This window comes from Streptomyces sp. NPDC029526 (assembly GCF_040637405.1).
Classification (GTDB): Bacteria; Actinomycetota; Actinomycetes; order Streptomycetales; family Streptomycetaceae; genus Streptomyces.
In genome coordinates this window covers 231321-251041 of sequence record NZ_JBEZWE010000005.1, presented here as the reverse complement: position 1 = coordinate 251041, position 19721 = coordinate 231321, and the positions used below count along the sequence as shown (strand labels likewise).

Sequence of the window (19721 nt, the reverse complement as noted above, 5' to 3'; positions counted from 1 at the left end):
TCAAAGAAACAGCGGAACCGGATTGAGGTCCTCGTAACGGGTGGGCGCGGGCAGCCGGCCGAGCCGTACCGGGACGTCGTAGAGCCGTCCGGGCCCGAACCGCGTCCAGAACGTCCGCAGCCCCGGCACGATCACCTTCACCACGGGCAGGGCGACATCGGGACGCGTCTGGTCGAGGACGAGCAGTTCCATGCCGTGCGCGGAGACGAGGTCCTCGATCGCCGCGACGTCCTCCCGCAGATCGCCGCGGCGGACCGGAACGTAGGAGCCGGGGACGGTGACCGGAAGCGCCGGACCGGGGAGCAGATAGGGCTGGTTCGCCGTGGTGGCGCCCTGCCACCAGGCCAGCGCGGCGGGGTCGTCGCAGGCGTATCCGCTGCCGTCGACCCGCACCCGGGCGACCGGCGGCAGCATCTGGTTCACTTCCGCCAGCGCCCGGCGCAGCGCCGTCCGCGGGTCGAAGTGCGCGCCGAACCCCAGGGTGATGTCCTGCGCCGGCTTGTCCGTGCGCCGTGAGAGGGCCGCGAAGACCGGGATCCCGAGATCGCTGGTGAGGTCCAGGACCCACAGCTCCCGGTGCAGGGCGGCGTGGCCCTCCCGCACCTCCCGCACCCACGGGTCGTCGAACGCGTCCAGGTCGACCGCCGCCTGACGGGTGCGGTTGTACCACCACAGACCGACGGCGTCCCGCTCGACCAGTTCGAGGAAGCCCTGGACGATGGCGTCCTCGACGCAGCTGCCGGCGGCCGAGCCGTTGGAGTTGGCCGAGCAGAAGCGGCTCCCCGGTGTGCGGGGTGCCTTGTAGTACAGCATCGAGGTCGGCAGCAGACGGTGGCGGCGAGCGGTCAGCGACCACGTCGGCGTCCAGTCCAGCGGCACCCCCTCGTCGAAGGGCTCGCAGATCCGGTGCGCCGGCCCGTGGGAGGCGTTCCACGCCTCGCGGTCCTCGAACTGCCGCGGGTGGAAGAGCTGCACCTCGTCCGGGTGCACGGCGCGGTCGGCGACCTCCCGGTAGCAGGCCCGCACCGTCGGCTCGTCGCCCTGGAAGAAGCCGCTGTGCCGCTCGACCGCCTCGCACAGCGCGCTGACCCGGGCGTTGAGCGCCGTGGTGCCCTTGCCGGAACTGGTGCTGCGCAGCCCTGCCCGCACGGAGGCCAGGCCGTCCGGCGAGTGCACCGGATTGTGCCCGGCGTGGAAGCAGTTGAGGAACTCCGGTCCACGGGTGTCGCGTCGCAGCTCCTTGACGACACCGGTCAGCGGATCCACCAGGTGACCGTACCGGCGGAGCGTCTCCCGGGGAGAGAGCCACCGGTCACCGCAGTCCGCCTCCGCCTCCGCCTTGCGGCGGCTGCGCACGACCAGCGGAGCGCCGACCCGGCGGGCGACGGCCCCGGGATCCCCGCACACGGGGCACTGCGGGCGGCGGCGCACGGGGTGATGGCGGCCGGTCAGGGTGAGCGGGTCGAGCCGCCAGATGGCGTCCTGGCCGGGATGACGGTGCCCTGCGACCCACTTGACGGCTTCCAGCGCCGCCAGATGCAGCCCGGCGGCACGGCCGGCGGCCAGGGACGACGCAGGGGTGAGGGCACGCCGGCCCAGTGCCCGGTCCAGATAGGTCTCGGCCGGACGGTTGCGCCGCAGCGCGTCCCTGAGACAGGTCCAGCAGGCACCCTCACCCGGCTGGAACACCGGCCCGATCCAGGGCTGGTCGCCCACGAACCGGGCCGGCAGCCACGGCACTCCCGACTCCCGGTGGGCGGCGTCGAGGTCGCCGAGCGCCGGGTCGGTGTAGTCGTCGCAGACGGCGAGGGTGAAGCCGGCGTGCTCGGCGGGCACCGCCGCGCCGGCGTCTCCGGCCGGCGGACGGTGCAGCCGCAGGCCGGCCGCCCGGAGCGCGTCGGACAGCTCCGCGACGCTCGAACGGCTCCTCTCCCCGACGCCGACGACCTCCACCGGGGTGTCGCGGACCCGCCGCATCGCGGTCGCACCGTCGATCCCGGCCAGTTCCCAGAACGCCAGGTCGGCGGAGTCCGCCGCCGACGGTGCCCGGTCGTCGACCAGGCCGGCCGCCCGCAGCCGGGACACGACCGCCTCCACCTGCCGGGCGGGGACGGTCCGCTCCGCGTCCGCGACCAGCCGGTCGAGGCTGCGGGAACCGTCGAGCAGGGGCGCGAGCGCGGTGACACCCGGCCCGCGCAGGGCCGTCACACCGCGTTCCGAGACGAGATAGACCCCTTCACCGGGGACGACCTCCGCTGTGAGATGGGGCTTGAAGGCGAGACCCGGTCTGCTCGGCTGTGCATCCATCACTGTCTCCCCCTGTGACGTGGACGGGACTTCGCTTCGGTGTGCGTGCCGCGCGCCCGGGCCGTCCGGCCGGCGGCTGCGGAACGGCCGGCGGGCGCGCGGCGGTGATGCGTCTGCGGGAGTGGACCCGGGCCTCAGTCGCTGTAGACGTCGATCCAGCAGATGCAGGTGCCCGGCTGGGCCTGCTCGGCGTTCTGCCAGACCAGCTCCTCGACGACCAGGTCCTCGCACCCGGCGGGAGCGGCGGCGGAGGCGACGGCGACGACTGCGTGCGTGAGGTTCATGCATCCCCCTTGGACGGATGGCCCGGCCGCACCTTGCGGCGGTGACCAGGAGTCTGACCCCGGCCACGGGGGTGTGGGCAGTGTCTGGCTCACAAGCCTCGTATGAAGTTCTCATGGTCGTTCCGGGTGTGCTTCATCCCTGCCTGAGGAGCCCTGCACTGGCCCTCGAGAACGCCTTTTGGAAGCCTCCATGGGGTGGAGAGGAGAAGCGATGGACCTGAAGGTTCTCGGCATGTTCGACGTGAGCGTGAACGGGGTTCCGGTGGCGCCGTCCGCGCCGAAACCGCGTCAGCTGCTGGCCACGCTGGCGGTGCACTCCGGCCAGGTCGTGCCCGTGGCGGCGCTGATCGGTGAGCTGTGGGGCGCGAAGCCGCCGCGGAGCGCGCAGGCCACGCTGCAGACGTACGTGATGCAGTTGCGGGGTGCCGTCGGCGCGGCACTTCAGGCCGACGGCCGGCCCGGCGGGGACGCGAAGCGAATCCTGGCGACGCGTGCCGGCGGGTACCTGCTCGACCGGGGTGAGGGCACCAGCGACGCCCAGGAGTTCGAACGGCTGTCCGGCCTGGCCTTCCAGGCGCTCGCCGACCACGACACGGACACGGCGGCGCGGACCCTGCGGGCGGCGCTCGCCCTGTGGAGGGGGCCCGCCTTCGGCGACGTCCAGGCCGGACCGCTCCTCGCTCTGGAGGCCAGGCGGCTGGAGGAGGCACGCCTGTGCGTGCAGGAGCACCGCATCGAACTGGACCTGCGGCAGGGGCGGCACCGTGAACTGATCGGGGAACTCAGCGTGCTGGTGCAGCAGCACCGCACGCACGAGAATCTGCACGCGCATCTGATGCTCGCCCTGTACCGGTCCAGCCGGCGCACCGAGGCGCTCGACGTGTACCAGCGGCTGCGGGGCACGCTGGTCCGCGAACTCGGTCTGGAACCCTCGGACCAGCTCCGTGAGCTGCAGCACGCGGTCCTCACCGCCTCGCCGAAGCTCCTCGACGGACCGGAGGCGGACGACCGACGGCTCGTGCGGGCGGGGTGAGGGCGTGCAGGAGCGATCCGAGCGCACCCGCACCCGTCTCGTCGAGGCGGCGGCGGAACTCTTCGACCGGTACGGATACGCCGAGACCAGTCTGGGGGCCATCAGCCGGGCCGCCGGAGTGACCAAGGGGGCCCTGTACTTCCACTTCGCCAGCAAGCGGGAACTGGCCGTCGCGGTCCAGGAGAGCGGCTGCCGACTCCTGGAGGACACGGTCCTGGCCCTCGGCCGCGGCGGACAGCCGGCCCTGCAGTCGCTGATCGACACCACCCACGCCCTGGCCGCGTGGGCGTCGGCGGACCCGGTCGTGCGGGCCAGTTTCCGCGTCGGACGCGAGCGGGCCGGCGGCGAACACCCGGTGCTGGACTTCCACCTGGTGTGCGTGGCCGCGACGGGGCGGCTGCTCGTGCGGGCCGCGGCCGAGGGTGCACTGCGACGCGGCGTGGCGGAGGACGCCGCGCGGGCGCTCGTCGCGGCAGTGGTCGCCGGTGTCGAGGCGGCCGCGTGGAGCGGGGCGCCGTACCCGGAGCTCGCCGCTCAACTGGGCAAGACCTGGGCACTGGTGCTCCGGGCGGTCGCGGAGGAGCATGCGGCGCGAGGGCTGCGGACCACGGCGCCCGCCGTCCGCCGCCCGGCACCGGTCGCCGGCTGAGGAGGGGCGCCCGGGGCGGTGGCCCTCACGGACGGGGCGGTCTGCGGGGAGGAGGACGGGCGGCCGGCCGGGGTGTGCGGTGGCCGGGCCGGCTCCCGTGCCGCCCCGGGACCCGGCCGGAGGCGGGGGCGCCGGGGCGGTCAGGGCAGCAGCGCCGTCACCGCGGTGACGGGGTCCGCGTCCGCCGGGTCCTTGTCCTCGCGGTGGCGGACCACGCGGGCGAAGCGCAGCGTGACGCCCGCCGGGTAGCGGGTGGAGCGCTGGACTCCGTCGAAGGCGACCTCGACGACGAGTCCGGGCCGTACGGTGACGCCCCAGGGCTCCTCGGTGACGACGAGTTCCCGCAGCCGTTCGGTCTGCCGGGTGAGCATGGCGTCGGTCAGGCCCTTGAACGTCTTGCCCAGCATGGCGAAGGAGCCGTCGGCGGCGCGAGCGCCCAGATGCAGGTTGGACAGCTTCCCGGTGCGCCGGCCGTGGCCCCATTCGGCCGCGAGGACCACCAGGTCCAGGGTGTGCACCGGCTTCACCTTCAGCCACGAGGTGCCGCGGCGCCCCGCGCTGTAGGCCGCGTCCAGGGCCTTGACGACCACACCCTCCTGCCCCCGTCGGAGCGCGTCGGCGGCGAAGGCCGTGGCGGCCGCGCGCCCCTGCGGATCCGCGGGGTCCGCCACCACCAGCCGGCGCACCCGGTGCGCTTCGGGCACCAGCCGGTCGAGCACCGCCCGCCGTTCGGCCGCCGGGGCGGCGAGCAGGTCCACACCGTCGGCGTGCAGCACGTCGAAGAAGACCGGCGACAGCGGCAGTGCCGTCCCGCCGGCCGCCACGTCGGGCGTCGATCCCGCCCGGCCCGACGTCTCCTGGAACGGCCGGGGCCGGCCCCGCTCGTCGAGGGCCAGCAGTTCCCCGTCCAGCACCACCTGACGGACGGGCAGCGCGCCGGTCAGTGCCACCACCTCCGGGAGCCGGCCGGTGATCTCGGCGAGGGTCCGGGTGAAGACCCGCACGACGTCACCGTCGCGGTGCACCTGGACACGGATGCCGTCGAGCTTCTCCTCCAGGGCGCACGGCCCCGTCCGGTCGAGGGCCTCGTCGACGTCCTTGGCCGTGCCGGCCAGCATCGGCAGGAGAGGCCGTCCCACCTCGAGACGGAATCCGGCGAGAGCGGCCGGGCCCTCGGAGAGCAGGACCCGGGCGACGGCGGCCGGCGAACCGCTCAGCATCACCGCCTGCCGCACCTCGGCGACGGGCGCGCCGGAGGCCGCGGCGACGGCCTCGACGGCCACGGCGTCGAGGGCGCCCTGGCGCAACTCGCCGCTGATGAGCCGGAAGAGGAACTGCTGCTCCTCCTCGGTGGCCGCGCCCATCAGTTCGTCCAGCAGCCTTCTCCGCTCGGCCCGGGCGCCCTTGCCGGACACGGCGGCGATCCGGGTGAGCGCCGCGTCGACCTCGGCCACCCGCAGGCGCGGCTCGGCGGCGGGCGGCCGCCGCTCGGTGAGCGTGCTCCAGCCGACGCCGATCCTGCGCTGCGGCAGCCGCCCGGCCAGATAGGTGATCACGACCGGCGCGTCCTCGGGCTCCGTCGTCCGGAGCAGGCCGGCGAGCAGGGCGGTCTTCTCCGTGCGCCCGGAGGCCGAGGCGATCTCCCGGGAGGTCCGTGCGAGGTCGGAGAGTCTCACGAGGAATGCCCTCTCAGTCGATGTGGCCCTGCTTGCGCAACCGGCCCACCCACGCCTGCGCAGTGTGCCGCGGCACACCGAACCGCTTGGCGACCGCCCCGACGCTTCCGCCGAGTTCCTGGTAGGCGGCCACCACGACCTCGGTGTCCGGCATCTTGCGGTAGGGGCGCGGCCGGTCCTCGCCGGGCGTCGCAGGGGTGACCGGGGCGAGGGGGACGGGGGCGGGAGCCACCGACTCCGGCTGCGGGGCGGACGGACCGGGACTGATGGCACGGACCAGCAGATCGAAGTCGATCAGCGGAAGCGCGCGGTTGTGCAGGCCCTTGCCGCCCGCCGCGCGCACGGTGAGTTCGACGATGCGCGGCCCGTCCGTGGTGTCGACCCGCACGGTGGTCTGAGGCCCGGTGGGATCCGGTTTCCCGTCACTGCCGGTGGGAGTGATGTCGATGACGTATTCGCTCACTTCGTGCCTCCTCGAGAGATCTTCAGTCTACTCTCGATGGAGACTGTGGTGGGTCCCGTCACTCCGCCGGGACCCACCGGGCGGACGTCAGTGCGGACCGCGCAGGCGCGGGGCGTCCACGAGCACGGCCACCAGAACGGACGCCGCGGCGATCAGCACTCCCGCTGTCACCGCCGCCGTCCGGGCGTCGAGCGCCAGCATCAGGGGGACCCCGACGGCTCCGCCGAGCTGGGTGGTGATGTTCACCATCCCGCCCGCCGTCGCCATGTCCCGGGGCTCGGTCCGCTGGGCGAGGGTGCCGTTCGCCGAGATCATGATCCAGGTGATGCCGAACCCCATCAGGATGACGGAGGGCAGCACACCCGCGGCGTACGGCGTGCCCGGTGCGGCCACGGCGAGCCACGCGGTGCCCGCCGCGACCAGCGCCGTTCCCGAGGCCAGCAGGGCCTTCGGAGTGAGCGTGCGGAGCAGGTGGGGGGCGGCGAGGACCGAGTTGGCCACGACCACCGCGGCCAGCGGCAGGATGGCCAGACCCGCTCCGGTGGGGTTCCAGCCGGCGCCCTCCTGCAGGGTGTAGCTGATCACGGTGAACCCGCCGAAGGTACCGATGTTGGCGGTGAACACGGCGAGGAGGACCCCGGCCCGGGTGCGGTCCCGCAGCACCCGCAGCGGCAGCAGCGGGCCCGTGGTGCGGTGTTCGGCCGGGGTGTCGGCGGGGATGGCGTACAGCGCCACGCCGACCGCGAACGCGGCGAGCGGCGCGAGCCCGTACATGCACCACCGCCAGCTCGCGTGGTCGGTCAGCAGGCCGCCGAACAGGACACCGAGCCCGCCCCCGCCGCCCGCGACCGCGGTGAACACCCCGATGGCGGTGCCCCGTTCGCGCGGATCCGGGAACGTCCTGGCCACCAGTGCCATGCTCGCGGGGGCCAGGGCCAGGGCTCCGAAGGCGCCCTGCACGGCGCGCAGGGCGAGCAGGTGGCCGGGCCCGTCCGCCGTGCCGGTCAGCAGGGAGGCGGCGCCGAAGCCGGCCAGGCCCACGACGAAGGCGCGGCGCCGGCCCAGGCGTTCCGAGAGGCGGCCGGCGGGCAGGAACAGCAGGCCGAAGGCCACGGTGTAGACGGAGACCACCAGCGCCCGCTCCGCGCCGGTCAGTCCGAGGTCCCGCTGGACCGAGGGGAGGGCCACCGGCACCAGGTTCATCTCCATCACGACGGTGAGCTGGGCGGCGGCCAGGGCGGCCAGGGCCCACCAGCGCAGGGGAGAGGCGGCCGGGGGCGTCCCGGGGGGCTGCGCCTGCGCGGCGGGGGCAGGACGGGCCGTGGTCATCGGTCCTCCCTGATCAGCCGGGCGAACGGCAGCCGGGGGGCGACGTCCTCGGCGAAGAGGGTGAGCGAGCGGGCGGATTCCTCGTAGGGAAGGTGCCCGGAGTGGGTGGTGAGCGTCAGGTCGACGTCCTCGCCGTACCACCCGGCGATCCGTTCGATCTGCGCGGCCACCTCGGCCGGGCTGCCGGCGAGCACCCGGCCCGCCTCGACCCGGTCGTCGAAGTCGGCGGAGCCGCGGGTGGCGGCGTCCGCGAGCTTCTCGTACCCCGGGTAGGCGGAGCTGTGGGTGTCCGCCCAGGACAGCGTGGCCGCGGAGATCTTCTCGCCGTACCGGCCCTCCACGAAGCGTCCCGTGGCACGGGCGGCGTCGCCGTCCTCGGCCACGTAGCAGGGGTAACTGAGCTCGATCCGGCCGGTGTCCGGCTCCAGGCCCGCCTCCACCCGGCCCTTGCGGTAGGCCGCGATCAGTCCCTGCACCCGCTCGGTGGGGGAGACCGCCGCGATGATCTGCAGTCCCCGGCCCGCGCGCCCGGCCGCGGCGCAGGACTCGACGCTGGTGGTCACCGCGGAGAACACCGGCGGGTGCGGCCGCTGGGCGGGGCGGGGCAGCAGGGTGACCGGGCCGAAGCGGTGGAAGCTGCCGTCGACGACGACGTCCTCCTCCGCCCACAGGCGGACGCAGGCCTCGACGCCCTCCTCGAACCGTTCGCGGCTCTCGTCCATGGGGATGCCGAAGGCGGCGAACTCGTCGGGGAGGAAACCGCGGCCGAAGCCCACGTCGAGCCGGCCGTGGGAGATGTTGTCCAGCATGGCCAGCTGACCCGCCAGCTTGACGGGGTGCGCGAAGGCCGGGATCACGGCACCGGTCCCGAGCCGGATGCGCGTGGTGCGCGCGGCCGCCGCGGCGAGGAACGTGGTGGGGGAGGGGCTGTAGCCGCCGTAGTCGAAGAAGTGGTGCTCCACCACCTTCAGCTGGAAGTAGCCGAGTTCCTCGGCGAGCCGGACCAGGCGCAGTCCCTCGTCGTAGTACTCGGCCGGGTTCTTCTCCCCGGGGCCTGTCGTCGGGAAGTACAGGATGCCGAACCTCATACCGCTCCTCGTTCCGTCCGCCGGTGTCGGGTCTGGTGTGTCGTCCCGAGGCTGCCAAGCCCCGCTGGACGGGAGGTCGACGCGGGAGCGGGGCGTGCTGGGGTCTCGCTGGAAACACTTCACGTATCTGGTGTTGTGTGTGCAGAGTTTGAGTGTAGCCTTTGGTGTGTTCTCGCGCTGGAGGACCGCTGGGGGACCGCGACTCGAGACTCGGAGGAGTGCACCTGTGGGAGGGACACCTGTGGGAGAGACCGGGAACGACCGCCGCTCGGTGGTGATCACCGGTGGGGGCACCGGCATCGGCCGGGCCGCCGCGCACGCCTTCGCCGACGAGGGCCACGACGTACTGATCGTCGGCCGGGACGGGACGGCCCTGAAGGAAGCCGCCCGCGGCCGGCCCGCCGTCCGCCACCTGGCGCTCGACATCACCGCACCGGGCGCTCCCGAGGAGATCGTGCGCACCGCCGTCGCCGAGTGCGGCGGCATCGACGTCCTCGTCAACAACGCGGCCGTGGTCCGACGACAGCCGCTGGAGGACATCGACCGGCGGATCGCCGAGGAACAGATCGCGACCAACCTGCTGGCCCCGCTGCTGCTCACCCAGGCCGCGCTGCCCCACCTGCGCACCAGCGGCGGCGTCGTCGTCAACGTCAGCGCCTCCGCGGCCGTCCGCGGCTGGGCGGGCAGTTCGGTGTACGGCGCCACGAAGGCCGGTCTGGACTTCCTCACCCGCACCTGGGCCGTCGAGCAGGCCCCGCACGGAGTCCGGGTCGTCTCGGTCTCCCCGGGCCCGGTGGAGACCGGCATCGCCAAGGCGTCCGGACTGGACGACGAGCAGATCGCCCGGCTGCGCGCGGCCCAGAAGGCCGGTGTGCCGATGGGCCGCATCGGCACACCCGAGGAGATCGCCTGGTGGATCGTCACCATGGCCCGCCCCGAGGGCGCCTTCGCGACCGGTGTGGTGCTGCCGGTCGACGGCGGGGCCGCGACCAAGCTCTGACCGGCTCACGACCTCGCTGAGGAGACAGGCATGAGATTCACCGGACCGCGCCTCGACGGCCGTGTCGCCGTCGTCACCGGCGCCGGCCGCGGCCTCGGACGGCGCATCGCCGAGGCGTTCACGGCCCAGGGCTGCCGGGTGGTGGCCTCCGCCCGCACCGTCGAGCAGCTGAAGGACTGGGTGGAGGCCCACCCCGGCCGGGCCGCGGCCGTGACCGCCGACGTCCGCGACCCCGAGGCGGTGGACGCCCTCATGCGGACCGCCCGCGAGCGCTTCGGCGGCCTGGACATCGTGGTGGCCAACGCCGGCGTCAGCAGGCCCGGGCCGGCGGCGGCGCTCGCCCCGGAGCACTGGGACGAGGTACTGGGCACCAACCTCGGCGGCGTCGTCAACTGCACCCGCGCCGCCGTGCCCCACCTGCGGGACTCACCCGCCGGCCGGATCATCAACCTCTCCTCCGTGCTCGCCTCCCGGCCCGTCGCGGGCGGAGCCGCCTACTGCGCCTCCAAGGCCGCGGTGGAGGCGTACACCAAGGTCTGCGCGCTCGAACTGGCCGGCCACGGCATCACGGCCAACTGCCTCGCCCCCGGCTTCATCGACGAGGGCATGGGCCGTGCCCTGCGCGCCAACGAGGACGTGTGGGCGCGCTACCGCGGCAAGCTCGCCGCCGGACGGATGGGAACGGGTGACGAGGTCGCCGGCGCCGCGGTGTTCCTCGCCGGCGGGGACAGCGGCTACGTCAACGGCCACGTCCTCGAAGTCAACGGAGGCCTGTCGTGGTAGCCGGGCCCCTCCCCACGGTCCCGCCCGGCCGTCCCGCGCTATGCCGCCCCGACCGTCAGGAGACCCCCCGATGAAGACACTGATCACCACCGGCGAGGGCCCGTTCGGCCTGCGGCACGCGCAGGCTCCGGACCCGGTACCGGCTCCGGACGAGGCGCTCGTCCGCGTCCGGGCCGTCTCCGTCAACCGCGGCGAACTGGCGCTCGCCGCGGTCTCCCCGGCCGGCACCCGGCTGGGGTGGGACGTCGCCGGTACGGTCGTCGAGGCCGCCGCCGACGGCTCCGGCCCGCCGCCCGGCACCCGGGTCGCCGGCCTCGCCGACGGCGGCGGCTGGGCGGAACATGTCGCCCTGCCGGTGTCCCGGCTGGCGGAGATACCCGGCACCGTCACCGACGAACAGGCCGCCGCCCTGCCCGTGGCCGCGCTCACCGCCTGGTACGGACTGCGCAAGGCGGGCCCTCTGCTCGGCCGCACCGTCCTGGTGACGGGGGCCGGCGGCGGTGTCGGCCGGATGGCCGTGCAGCTGGCCGCAGAGGCCGGCGCGCGGGTCGTCGCGTGGACCGGCTCCCCCGACCGGGGGCAGGGTCTCACCGGACTCGGGGCGGAGGTCGTCTCCACCTACGAGCAGGCGGAGGGCGGCGCCTCGGACGTGGTGTTCGACAGCGTCGGCGGAGAGGTGCTGACCCGCGCCTTCGTCACCCTCCGGCCCGGCGGGGCGGCCGTCGTGTACGGGAACACCACCCGCTCCGCACTGGTGCTGCCGGCCGACTGGGGGCGGGCCCGGCCGGGGGTCTGCCTGCACCACCTGTTCCTCTTCGACGAGATCGGACGCCAGGACCCCGCGGCCGACCTGGCGACCCTGCTCCGGCTCTGTGCGGACGGCCGGCTCGATCCGCAGGTCGCTCTCACGTCCTCCTGGGACGACCCGGCCGAGGCGCTGAAACGCCTGGAGGGCCGAGCCGTCAACGGGAAGGTCGTCCTCCTGCTGACCTGACCCCCCGCGTGACCCGAGTGACCCACGAGTCAGCGGCCCGCCCCGAGCGGCGGGCCGCCGAGGAGCTGAAGCCATGGTTGTGACGGCAGACCGTCCCGCCCCCGCCTGCACCTGCCCCCGGACCCGCGGAGCCACGATCTGGCTCACCGGTCTGCCGAGCGCCGGCAAGACGACGATCGCGCGCGAAGTGGCCGGCCGGCTGCGCGGAGAGGGGCACCGGGCCGAGGTGCTCGACGGCGACGAGATCCGGTCCTTCCTCTCGGCGGGACTGGGGTTCGGCCGCGAGGACCGCGACACCCACGTACGGCGGGTCGGCCTGGCCGCCGAGGTCCTGGCCCGCAACGGGGTGAAGGTCCTGGTGCCGGTCATCGCTCCCTACGCCGCTGGCCGTGCCGCCGTGCGTGGACGCCACTGCGCCGCCGGCGTCCCGTTCCTGGAGGTGCACGTCGCCGCCCCGGTGGAGGTGTGCTCCGTACGGGACGTGAAGGGCCTGTACGCCAAGCAGGCCGCGGGCGAACTCACCGGGCTGACCGGCGTGGACGACCCGTACGAGGAGCCTTCGGCGCCCGACCTGCGCATCGAGTCCCACCGCGAGAGCGTGCGGGAGTCCGCGGCGTCGCTCCACGCGCTTCTCGCCGAGAGGCGCCTGCTGTGACCGCCGCCGTCAGCACCGCCGAGCCCGCGTCCGCCGGCACCGTCCCCGCCCGGACGCCGTTCACGCTGTCGCACCTGGACACGCTCGAGTCCGAGGCCGTGCACATCATGCGTGAGGTGGCGGGGGAGTTCGAGCGGCCGGTGATCCTGTTCTCCGGCGGCAAGGACTCCGCCGTGATGCTGCACCTGGCGCTCAAGGCCTTCGCCCCGGCGCCGGTCCCCTTCCCCCTGCTGCACGTCGACACCGGGCACAACTTCCCCGAGGTCCTGGACTACCGCGACCGCACGGTCGCCCGGCACGGGCTGCGGCTGCACGTCGCGTCCGTGCAGGACTACATCGACGCCGGAAAGCTGCGGGAGCGACCCGACGGGACGCGCAACCCGCTGCAGACGCTGCCGCTGACCGACGCGATCCGCCGGCACCGGTTCGACGCCGTGTTCGGCGGCGGACGGCGCGACGAGGAGAAGGCCCGCGCGAAGGAGCGGGTGTTCAGTCTGCGGGACGAGTTCTCGCAGTGGGACCCGCGCCACCAGCGCCCCGAGCTGTGGCAGCTCTACAACGGCCGTCACGCGCCGGGCCAGCACGTCCGGGTGTTCCCGCTGTCGAACTGGACGGAGCTGGACGTCTGGCTGTACATCGCCCGGGAGGGCATCGGCCTGCCGGAGATCTACTTCGCCCACGAGCGCGAGGTGTTCGCCCGCGACGGCATGTGGCTGACGGCCGGCGCGTGGGGCGGACCGCGGGACGACGAACCGGTGGAGAAGCGGACCGTGCGGTACCGGACCGTGGGCGACATGTCCTGCACCGGCGCCGTCGACTCCGGCGCGGACACCATCGAGAAGGTGATCACCGAGATCACCGCCTCCCGGCTCACCGAGCGCGGCGCCACCCGCGCCGACGACAGGCTCTCCGAGGCCGCGATGGAAGACCGCAAGCGTGAAGGGTACTTCTGATGACTGTCGACACACTGCGTCTCGCGACCGCCGGCTCGGTGGACGACGGCAAGTCCACCCTGGTGGGCCGGCTGCTGCACGACTCCAAGTCGGTCCTCGCCGACCAGCTGGAGGCCGTGGAGCGGGCGTCGGCGAGCCGCGGGCAGGAGGCGCCCGACCTGGCGCTGCTCACCGACGGTCTGCGGGCCGAGCGGGAGCAGGGCATCACCATCGACGTGGCCCACCGCTACTTCGCCACGCCCCGCCGGCGGTTCATCCTCGCCGACACCCCGGGCCATGTGCAGTACACCCGCAACATGGTCACCGGCGCCTCCACCGCCGAGCTGACGGTGATCCTCGTCGACGCCCGCAACGGCGTGGTCGAGCAGACCCGGCGGCACGCGGCGATCGCCGCCCTGCTGCGGGTGTCGCACGTGGTGCTCGCCGTCAACAAGATGGACCTGGTCGGCTACCAGGAGTCCGTGTTCGCCGCCATCGCCGAGGAGTTCACGGCGTACGCGACCGAACTGGGCGTGCCCGAGGTCACCGCCATCCCGGTCTCGGCCCTCCGGGGCGACAACGTCGTGGAAGCGTCCGCCCGGATGGACTGGTACGGCGGACCCACCGTCCTGGCGCATCTCGAGAACGTCCCCGTGGGAGCCGATCCGTCCCTCGTCCCGGCCCGCCTGCCGGTGCAGTGCGTGATCCGTCCGCGGACGGCCGACCGGCCCGACTACCGGGGCTACGCCGGCCGGATCGCCGCCGGCGTCCTGCGGGTGGGCGACAGGGTCAGCGTGCTGCCCTCCGGCCGGACCACGCGCATCACCGGGATCGACCTGCTCGGCCGGGCCGTGGACACCGCGTGGGCACCCCAGTCCGTGACGGTGCTGCTCGCCGACGACATCGACGTCTCCCGCGGTGACCTGATCGCTCCCGCCGACGCCGCACCGGCCGTCACCCGGCACATCGAGGCCACCGTCTGCCACCTCCACGAACGGCCGCTCGGCCCCGGCGACCGGGTCCTGGTCAAGCACGGCACCCGGACCGTCCACGCCGTGGTCGAGGACCTGCCGCCCGGCACGGGCCCGGCCGGCCGGCCCGGCAGGCCGGACCGGCTCGGCGTCAACGACATCGGCCCGGTGGTGCTGCGCGCCTTCGAGCCGCTGCCGCTGGACCCGTACGCACGCTCCCGCGCCACCGGCGCCTTCCTGCTGATCGACCCGGCCGACGGCGCCACGCTCGCCGCCGGCATGGCCGGCTGAGCCGCAGGTACGGCTCAGCCGGTGAGCACCGTGCCGGACGCCGACGCCGGGGAGGCGGGGGCGGCCCCGGCGTCCGCGGCCTGCGCGGTGCCCGGCTCCGGTACGGTGAACCCGGGCATCACCTCACCCGCGAACAGCCGCATGGTGCGCGCCGACTCCTCGTACGGCATGTTGCCGGAGATCACCTGGAGGCTGACCGTGCAGTCGCCGTACCACTCCCGGACCTGCCGCAGCTGCGCCCGCACCTGCTCGGGCGAGCCGACCAGCGCCTTGCCCTCGTCGACCTGCTTGTCGAAGTTGGCGCTGTTCACCTTGGCCACGATGCGCTGGTAGCCGTCGTAGTCCCCGCTGCGGGTGTGGGCCCAGGCGGACACCGCCTCCACCATCTTGGCGTTGGTGTACGCCGAGTAGCGGCGGCCGCGTTCCCGGGCGGTGCCCGCGTCCTCGTGCAGGTAGCTGCTGTAGCTGAGGTGGACCTCCCCGGCGTCCGGGTCGTGGCCGGCCTCCGCGCGGGACCGCCGGTACAGATCGATCATCTCCCGGGTGCGCTCGGGCTTGTTGATCGAGGGCACCAGCATCAGCCCGCGGCCGGCCCGGCCGGCGGCCGCGCAGGACTCCGGGGTGATGGACGCGGCGACCAGCACCTTGGGGTACGGGCGCTGCGCCGGGCGCGGCAGGAGGGTGACCGGACCGAAACGGTGGAAGCGGCCGCTGAAGACGACGTCCTCGCCCGCCCAGAGGCGCTCGCAGGCCTCCACGCCCTCCTCGAAGCGCTCCCGGCTCTCGTCCATGGGTATCCCGAACGCGGCGAACTCGTCCGGCAGGAAGCCCCGGGCGAAGCCCACGTCGAGGCGGCCGTGCGAGAGGTTGTCCAGCATCGCCAACTGCCCGGCGAGCTTCACCGGATGGGTGAAGGCGGGGATCACCGCACCCGTGACCAGCCGGATGCGGCGGGTCCGGGCGGCGGCCGCGGCGAGGAAGGTCACCGGGTCGGGACTGTAGCCGCCGTAGTCGAAGAAGTAGTGCTCGACCGTCTTGACGTGGTGGAAGCCCAGTTCCTCGGCGAGGACCGCCAGGCGCAGCGCGTCGTCGAAGTGGTCGACCGCGCTCTTGTCGGCGGGCCCGATGGTGGGGAACAGGTTGATTCCGAACTTCATGGCGTCTCCGGGGCCTCAGGGAGTGGTGACGAGTCGGGGCGCGGACGGGGCGTCGTACGCCCGCCGGTAGTACGTCAGGGGGGCGGCGTCCGGTGTGTGCCGGCCGTGCTCGATGCTGCCGACGACGATCCAGTGGTCGCCCACGAGATCGGCGGAGCGCAGCCGGCACTCGGCGACCGCCACGGTGTCCCCGGTCAGGACCGGGGCGTCGCACGCGTGCGGTGAGGGCGTCCAGGCCGTCCCGGTGAACTTGTGCGCGTCGGACGACGCGAAGCGGTCGGCCAGGGCACCGCGGCCCGCGGCGAGGAAGTTCACCGCGAAGCCCTGGGAGGCGAGGATGGCGGGCAGGGTGCGGGAACCGCTGTCCGCGCACACCAGCAGCAGGGGCGGGTTCTTCGACACCGCGGTCACCGCGGTGCAGGTGAACCCCTTCGGGCCGTCGGCGCCCGCCGTGGTGATCACGGCGACGGAACTGGAGAGTGCTCCGAAGATCTTCCGGAACTGTTCGGCTTCGACAGGCATGGACGCTCGCCCCCAGTGGTGGCCTGAGATCTGGACAGGGTGACTGGACCCGTTCAGCGTGTCAGGGGCGGCTGGAGCGCAGGTCGAGGGCGGCTGGCCGTGATCCCGAGGAACCGGTGACCCTGGCCAGCGCACGTTCCAGCTGCGCCTTGGCGTTGGCGTGCAGGACGAGGGGCACACCCGGCGGCATCACGCGCGCCGCCAGCACGACCCGCTCCACCCGGCTGGTGACGAGAGCGAAGCGGAAGCCGGCCAGGATCTCGTAGAACGGCAGGGGGGCGAGGGGGCGGCCGAGGAGTTCACCGTGGCGCAGCGCGGTCTCCTCGTGCCCGGGCAGCCCGGCGAGCCGTTCCGCGCCGATGCCCTCGCTCAGGAACCGGTCCATCCACAGGAACCACCCGAGGTCCACCTCGGCCGGTCCGAATCCGGTCATCTCCCAGTCGAGCAGGGCCGCGGGACGCAGGTCCTGCCCGTAGACGATGTTGCCGAGCCGCGCGTCGCCCCACAGCAGTCCCGGCGGGCCGGGTTCCGCGGGCAGGTGGGCGCGCAGCCAGGCCAGCACCGACGTCAGCAGGGGGTCACCGGCGCAGCCGAAGAACTCCATGTGCCGCGCGTAGTGTTCGAGCTGTCGGCCGGTCGGGGACGGCCCGCCGTCCGGCGGTGCCGCGAGACGGGGGCCGAGCCGCCGGGTGTCGACCCGGTGCACCCGGCTCATCGCCTCCAGCGACGCCCACCACAGGCGCGCCCGGTCCTCGGCCGGCAACTCGGCGATCCAGCCCTGCCGGTGGTACGAGGGGAAGTCCGAGGGGACCCGGCCGGGAATCAGGTCCATGACGAAGAAGGGGCCGCCGAGCAGGCTCCCGGAGGGTTCGCAGTGGTGGACCGCCGGGACCGGGACACCGGTGTCCCGGCCCAGGACGCGCAGCAGTTCGTACTGTTCGGCGATCCGCGGCTCCGGGTAGACCCGGGTGTCCCGCGGCGCCCCCTTCACCACGAACCTCCGCTCGGTGCCGTCGGGTTCCTCGGCCGTCACGAACAGGGTCAGGCCGGCGAAGCCGGTGGCCGTGGGCCGCTCGGCGCCGGTGATGCGCAGGCGGTCGAAGGGAGGCACCCCGGCCAGTGCCCCGACGTACGCGGAGCCCATCGCGGCATGCTGTGCCCCGGCGGTCACCGCCGGACCGCTTCCAGGTGCCCCGGGGTCCCGTGCGGGTCGAGGAGGTCCAGGGAGAGGGCCGCGTCACGGGTGGTCTCCACGCTGAGCGCGGGGTGGGCGGCGAGCATCGCCGTCTGCAGGTGGCGCAACCGGGGCGAGGGCTCCAGGCCCAGCTCGTCGTTGAGCTTCTCGCGCAGCGTGTGGTAGACGTCCAGGGCCTGGGCCACCCGGCCCGAGCGGTACAGCGCGAGCATGTACTGGGCGTGCAGGTTCTCGTGCGTGGGGTGGTCGGCCGTCAGCGCGCGCAGCTCGCCGAGCAGCCCGTGGTGCAGGCCGAGGCGCAACTCCGCCTCGGCGCAGCGCTCGAACGTGGTCAGCCTGGTCTCCTCCAGGCCCGCGATCCGCGCCTCCAGGCGCGGCCCGGCCGGCACGTCGACCAGCGTCGGTCCCCGCCACACCGCGAGCGCCGCGCGCAGCGCGGTGGCCAGCCGCTGGTCGTCGCCGGACGCCTGGGCGGCGCGGGCGTCGCTCATGTGCCGCTCGTAGTGGTGCAGATCGAGGCTGCCCGGGGCGACGTCCATCAGGTAACCCTGGTGTCTGGTGACGAGGATCTGCTTGGGCTGTTCGGGAGTCATGACCGAGGGGCAGCCGGCCAGCGCCCGCCGGATGTGCAGCACGTAGGTGTGCAGTGTCTGGACCGCGCTGCGCGGCGCCCGCGTCCCCCACAGCTCCTCGATGCACACCGAGGCCGGTACGGGCGTATTCGCGTTGAGCAGCAGCAGGGCGAGGAGCTGGCGCGTCTTCGGCGCGGACGGAAGATGCGAAACTCCGCCGTCGTTCATGACGACAGGACCGAGAACTCCGAATTCCACGAGGTCTCCTCTGGAAGGTGTTGTCCGGTGCATCCGAGAACGACCGCGACGCTAGCAATCGGCTCGGACGGATGTCCACGGTCGAACTAATGCTTCGGGCAGGGCTTTTTCGCCCACGCCGACCTACCGGCCGGCCGGATTTGTCGCGGCTCTTGATGAAATCCCAGGTGAGGTGAGATGGAGGCGGACTGGCGCATGTGGAATGACCAGATCTTTTCCATGTGTTCTCACCTGGCCTTCCAGTGGCTTCTCCTAGCGTTTCCGGAGTCGGACACCCTCCGGATGGGAGTTACTTCTGTGGTTGTTTTCATGAACCGTCTCACGATGATCGGGGAGCCCTCGGAGTTCGAGAGGATCTACGCGGAGATCGGCAAAATAATGAGCGCCCGCCCGGGCCTCATCCGATTCCGGCTCGTGCGTTCCACCAAGGAGGCGGACGTCTACTTCAACATCGCGGAATGGGAGTCCGAGGAGGCGTTCCAGGACGCCCTCAGGACCCCCGAGTTCCGTGCCCAGTTCGAGCAGCTGCTGCCGATCATCAAGGGTGACCCGCACGTCTGCGAGGTCGTCCAGGAGGGTCTGCCGGCCGTTCATGCCTGACCTCGGCATGGAGCGGGTCGCCGACGGCGTGCACGCGTGGGTCCAGCCCGATGGCGGCTGGTGCCTGAACAACGCGGGTGTCGTCGTCGGCGACCGTTCCGTTCTCCTCGTCGACACGGCGGCCACCCGGGCCCGGGCCGAACGGCTCCGCGACAGCGTGCGCCGGCTGACCCGGCTCCCGGTACGGACCGTCGTCAACACCCACCACCACGGCGACCACACCCACGGGAACCTCGTGTTCTCCGACGGTGCGGTCGTCGTCTCGCATGAGCGGACCCGCGCCGAGATGGCGGAGCGCGGGCTGGCCCTGACCCACGTGTGGCCCGAGGCGGACTGGGGCGACCTCAGCGTCGTCCTGCCGGACCTCACCTACACCGGGTCCCTGTCCGTGCACCTCGGTGCGGGCCGGACCGCCGAGCTGCTGCACCCGGGCGTGGCCCACACCACCAACGACACCGCGGTGTGGCTGCCCGACACCCGGGTGCTGTTCGCCGGCGACCTGCTGATGTCGGACTGCACCCCGTTCGCCCTGATGGGCTCCGTGCGCGGGCTGGTGCGGGCCGTCGGCCGACTGCGCGCACTGGGGGCCCGCAGCATCGTCTGCGGTCACGGACCGGTGTGCGGGCCGGAGGTGTTCGAGCTGACCGAGGCGTATCTCGCCCGGGTCCTCGACCTCGCCGCGTACGGCGTGCGGCGGGGCAGGGACCCGCTGACCGTCGCCCGTGACGCGGGCTACGGCGAGTTCGCGGAACTCCGCGACCCCGAGCGCCTGGTGGCCAACCTGCACCGGGCCTACGCCGAACTGGAGGGGGCGCCCGAAGGGGCGTACCTCCCCTCGGCACCGGTGTTCCGCGAGATGGTGACGCTCAACGGCGGACGCCCCCTGACCTGCCTCGCCTGAGGCAGGCCGGGGGCGTCCCCCTGGCCACCGCCGCGCCGGAGCACCGTCGCTCCGCCGCCGC

Annotated in this window: 20 protein-coding genes; 10 read left to right on the top strand and 10 right to left on the bottom strand. The window is 73.5% G+C overall.

Annotated elements, in window-relative coordinates; genetic code table 11:
- The gene (locus AB0F01_RS15710; RefSeq protein WP_362094984.1) at positions 1-2307 is read right to left on the bottom strand and encodes a TOMM precursor leader peptide-binding protein; all 2307 of its coding nucleotides are present in this window, start codon (positions 2305-2307) and stop codon (positions 1-3) included.
- A gap of 134 nt (positions 2308-2441) precedes the next feature.
- Positions 2442-2591: a hypothetical protein gene (locus AB0F01_RS15705; RefSeq protein WP_362094981.1), complete on the bottom strand. Its 150-nt coding sequence runs from the start codon at positions 2589-2591 to the stop codon at positions 2442-2444.
- A gap of 211 nt (positions 2592-2802) precedes the next feature.
- Here AB0F01_RS15705 and AB0F01_RS15700 point away from each other — a divergent pair, with 211 nt between their 5' ends.
- Positions 2803-3624: an AfsR/SARP family transcriptional regulator gene (locus AB0F01_RS15700; RefSeq protein WP_362094978.1), complete on the top strand. Its 822-nt coding sequence runs from the start codon at positions 2803-2805 to the stop codon at positions 3622-3624.
- Between the two features lie 4 nt (positions 3625-3628).
- Positions 3629-4273 carry a ScbR family autoregulator-binding transcription factor gene (locus AB0F01_RS15695; protein ID WP_362094975.1) on the top strand — a complete coding sequence of 215 codons (645 nt, stop codon included), beginning with the start codon at positions 3629-3631 and terminating at the stop codon, positions 4271-4273.
- A gap of 140 nt (positions 4274-4413) precedes the next feature.
- Here the strand turns inward: AB0F01_RS15695 and AB0F01_RS15690 are convergent, their stop codons facing one another.
- The 4 genes from AB0F01_RS15690 to AB0F01_RS15675 form a co-directional block, all read right to left on the bottom strand.
- Positions 4414-5949 (bottom strand): ATP-dependent DNA ligase, encoded by a 1536-nt coding sequence (locus tag AB0F01_RS15690; RefSeq protein ID WP_362094972.1) that lies wholly within the window; start codon positions 5947-5949, stop codon positions 4414-4416.
- A 13-nt stretch (positions 5950-5962) separates the two neighbouring features.
- Positions 5963-6412 (bottom strand): hypothetical protein, encoded by a 450-nt coding sequence (locus AB0F01_RS15685; protein ID WP_362094970.1) that lies wholly within the window; start codon positions 6410-6412, stop codon positions 5963-5965.
- An 87-nt stretch (positions 6413-6499) separates the two neighbouring features.
- The gene (locus AB0F01_RS15680; RefSeq protein WP_362094968.1) at positions 6500-7741 is read right to left on the bottom strand and encodes an MFS transporter; all 1242 of its coding nucleotides are present in this window, start codon (positions 7739-7741) and stop codon (positions 6500-6502) included.
- A complete protein-coding gene (locus tag AB0F01_RS15675) occupies positions 7738-8829 on the bottom strand; it encodes an LLM class flavin-dependent oxidoreductase (protein WP_362094965.1) in 1092 nt (363 codons plus the stop codon). Before AB0F01_RS15675 ends, AB0F01_RS15680 begins: the two co-directional genes overlap by 4 nt.
- A 241-nt stretch (positions 8830-9070) precedes the next feature.
- Between AB0F01_RS15675 and AB0F01_RS15670 the strand changes: the two genes are divergently transcribed.
- The 6 genes from AB0F01_RS15670 (at position 9071) to AB0F01_RS15645 (ending at position 14455) form a co-directional block, all read left to right on the top strand.
- Positions 9071-9829 (top strand): SDR family oxidoreductase, encoded by a 759-nt coding sequence (locus tag AB0F01_RS15670; protein ID WP_362094963.1) that lies wholly within the window; start codon positions 9071-9073, stop codon positions 9827-9829.
- 30 nt (positions 9830-9859) lie between these two features.
- Positions 9860-10612: an SDR family NAD(P)-dependent oxidoreductase gene (locus AB0F01_RS15665; protein WP_362094961.1), complete on the top strand. Its 753-nt coding sequence runs from the start codon at positions 9860-9862 to the stop codon at positions 10610-10612.
- Between the two features lie 70 nt (positions 10613-10682).
- Positions 10683-11606, top strand: coding sequence for a zinc-binding dehydrogenase (locus tag AB0F01_RS15660; protein WP_362094958.1), 924 nt, complete (start codon positions 10683-10685; stop codon positions 11604-11606).
- Positions 11607-11679: 73 nt separating this feature from the next.
- The gene (gene cysC, locus AB0F01_RS15655; RefSeq protein WP_362094955.1) at positions 11680-12261 is read left to right on the top strand and encodes an adenylyl-sulfate kinase; all 582 of its coding nucleotides are present in this window, start codon (positions 11680-11682) and stop codon (positions 12259-12261) included.
- Entirely contained in the window at positions 12258-13214 is a 957-nt protein-coding gene (cysD, locus tag AB0F01_RS15650; protein WP_362094952.1) for a sulfate adenylyltransferase subunit CysD, read from the top strand. Before cysC ends, cysD begins: the two co-directional genes overlap by 4 nt.
- Entirely contained in the window at positions 13214-14455 is a 1242-nt protein-coding gene (locus tag AB0F01_RS15645; RefSeq protein ID WP_362094949.1) for a GTP-binding protein, read from the top strand. Before cysD ends, AB0F01_RS15645 begins: the two co-directional genes overlap by 1 nt.
- 14 nt (positions 14456-14469) lie before the next feature.
- Here AB0F01_RS15645 and AB0F01_RS15640 read toward each other — a convergent pair whose 3' ends face one another.
- The 4 genes from AB0F01_RS15640 to AB0F01_RS15625 form a co-directional block, all read right to left on the bottom strand.
- Positions 14470-15612 carry an LLM class flavin-dependent oxidoreductase gene (locus AB0F01_RS15640; RefSeq protein ID WP_362094947.1) on the bottom strand — a complete coding sequence of 381 codons (1143 nt, stop codon included), beginning with the start codon at positions 15610-15612 and terminating at the stop codon, positions 14470-14472.
- A gap of 15 nt (positions 15613-15627) precedes the next feature.
- Complete coding sequence (locus AB0F01_RS15635) at positions 15628-16134, bottom strand: flavin reductase family protein (protein WP_362094944.1); 507 nt, start codon at positions 16132-16134, stop codon at positions 15628-15630.
- 61 nt (positions 16135-16195) lie between these two features.
- Positions 16196-17278 carry a phosphotransferase family protein gene (locus AB0F01_RS15630; RefSeq protein WP_362094942.1) on the bottom strand — a complete coding sequence of 361 codons (1083 nt, stop codon included), beginning with the start codon at positions 17276-17278 and terminating at the stop codon, positions 16196-16198.
- A gap of 23 nt (positions 17279-17301) precedes the next feature.
- Entirely contained in the window at positions 17302-18159 is an 858-nt protein-coding gene (locus AB0F01_RS15625; RefSeq protein ID WP_362094940.1) for an AfsR/SARP family transcriptional regulator, read from the bottom strand.
- Between the two features lie 309 nt (positions 18160-18468).
- On the opposite strand from AB0F01_RS15625, the gene AB0F01_RS15620 reads away from it, so the two are divergent.
- Entirely contained in the window at positions 18469-18759 is a 291-nt protein-coding gene (locus tag AB0F01_RS15620) for an antibiotic biosynthesis monooxygenase family protein (RefSeq protein WP_234352229.1), read from the top strand.
- Positions 18752-19660 carry an MBL fold metallo-hydrolase gene (locus AB0F01_RS15615; RefSeq protein ID WP_362094937.1) on the top strand — a complete coding sequence of 303 codons (909 nt, stop codon included), beginning with the start codon at positions 18752-18754 and terminating at the stop codon, positions 19658-19660. The genes AB0F01_RS15620 and AB0F01_RS15615 overlap by 8 nt, the downstream gene beginning before the upstream one ends.
- The last annotated feature ends 61 nt before the right edge of the window (positions 19661-19721 follow it).

What these genes read in the sequence shown, in the direction of transcription:
- AB0F01_RS15615 (WP_362094937.1), top strand. Translation starts at nt 18,752, where the DNA reads ATGCCTGACCTCGGCATGGAGCGGGTCGCCGACGGCGTGCACGCGTGG.
- AB0F01_RS15710 (WP_362094984.1), bottom strand. Translation starts at nt 2,307, where the DNA reads ATGGATGCACAGCCGAGCAGACCGGGTCTCGCCTTCAAGCCCCATCTC.
- AB0F01_RS15635 (WP_362094944.1), bottom strand. Translation starts at nt 16,134, where the DNA reads ATGCCTGTCGAAGCCGAACAGTTCCGGAAGATCTTCGGAGCACTCTCC.
- AB0F01_RS15680 (WP_362094968.1), bottom strand. Translation starts at nt 7,741, where the DNA reads ATGACCACGGCCCGTCCTGCCCCCGCCGCGCAGGCGCAGCCCCCCGGG.
- AB0F01_RS15675 (WP_362094965.1), bottom strand. Translation starts at nt 8,829, where the DNA reads ATGAGGTTCGGCATCCTGTACTTCCCGACGACAGGCCCCGGGGAGAAG.
- AB0F01_RS15665 (WP_362094961.1), top strand. Translation starts at nt 9,860, where the DNA reads ATGAGATTCACCGGACCGCGCCTCGACGGCCGTGTCGCCGTCGTCACC.
- AB0F01_RS15645 (WP_362094949.1), top strand. Translation starts at nt 13,214, where the DNA reads ATGACTGTCGACACACTGCGTCTCGCGACCGCCGGCTCGGTGGACGAC.
- AB0F01_RS15640 (WP_362094947.1), bottom strand. Translation starts at nt 15,612, where the DNA reads ATGAAGTTCGGAATCAACCTGTTCCCCACCATCGGGCCCGCCGACAAG.
- cysC (WP_362094955.1), top strand. Translation starts at nt 11,680, where the DNA reads ATGGTTGTGACGGCAGACCGTCCCGCCCCCGCCTGCACCTGCCCCCGG.
- AB0F01_RS15660 (WP_362094958.1), top strand. Translation starts at nt 10,683, where the DNA reads ATGAAGACACTGATCACCACCGGCGAGGGCCCGTTCGGCCTGCGGCAC.
- AB0F01_RS15700 (WP_362094978.1), top strand. Translation starts at nt 2,803, where the DNA reads ATGGACCTGAAGGTTCTCGGCATGTTCGACGTGAGCGTGAACGGGGTT.
- AB0F01_RS15620 (WP_234352229.1), top strand. Translation starts at nt 18,469, where the DNA reads ATGAACCGTCTCACGATGATCGGGGAGCCCTCGGAGTTCGAGAGGATC.
- AB0F01_RS15630 (WP_362094942.1), bottom strand. Translation starts at nt 17,278, where the DNA reads ATGGGCTCCGCGTACGTCGGGGCACTGGCCGGGGTGCCTCCCTTCGAC.
- AB0F01_RS15705 (WP_362094981.1), bottom strand. Translation starts at nt 2,591, where the DNA reads ATGAACCTCACGCACGCAGTCGTCGCCGTCGCCTCCGCCGCCGCTCCC.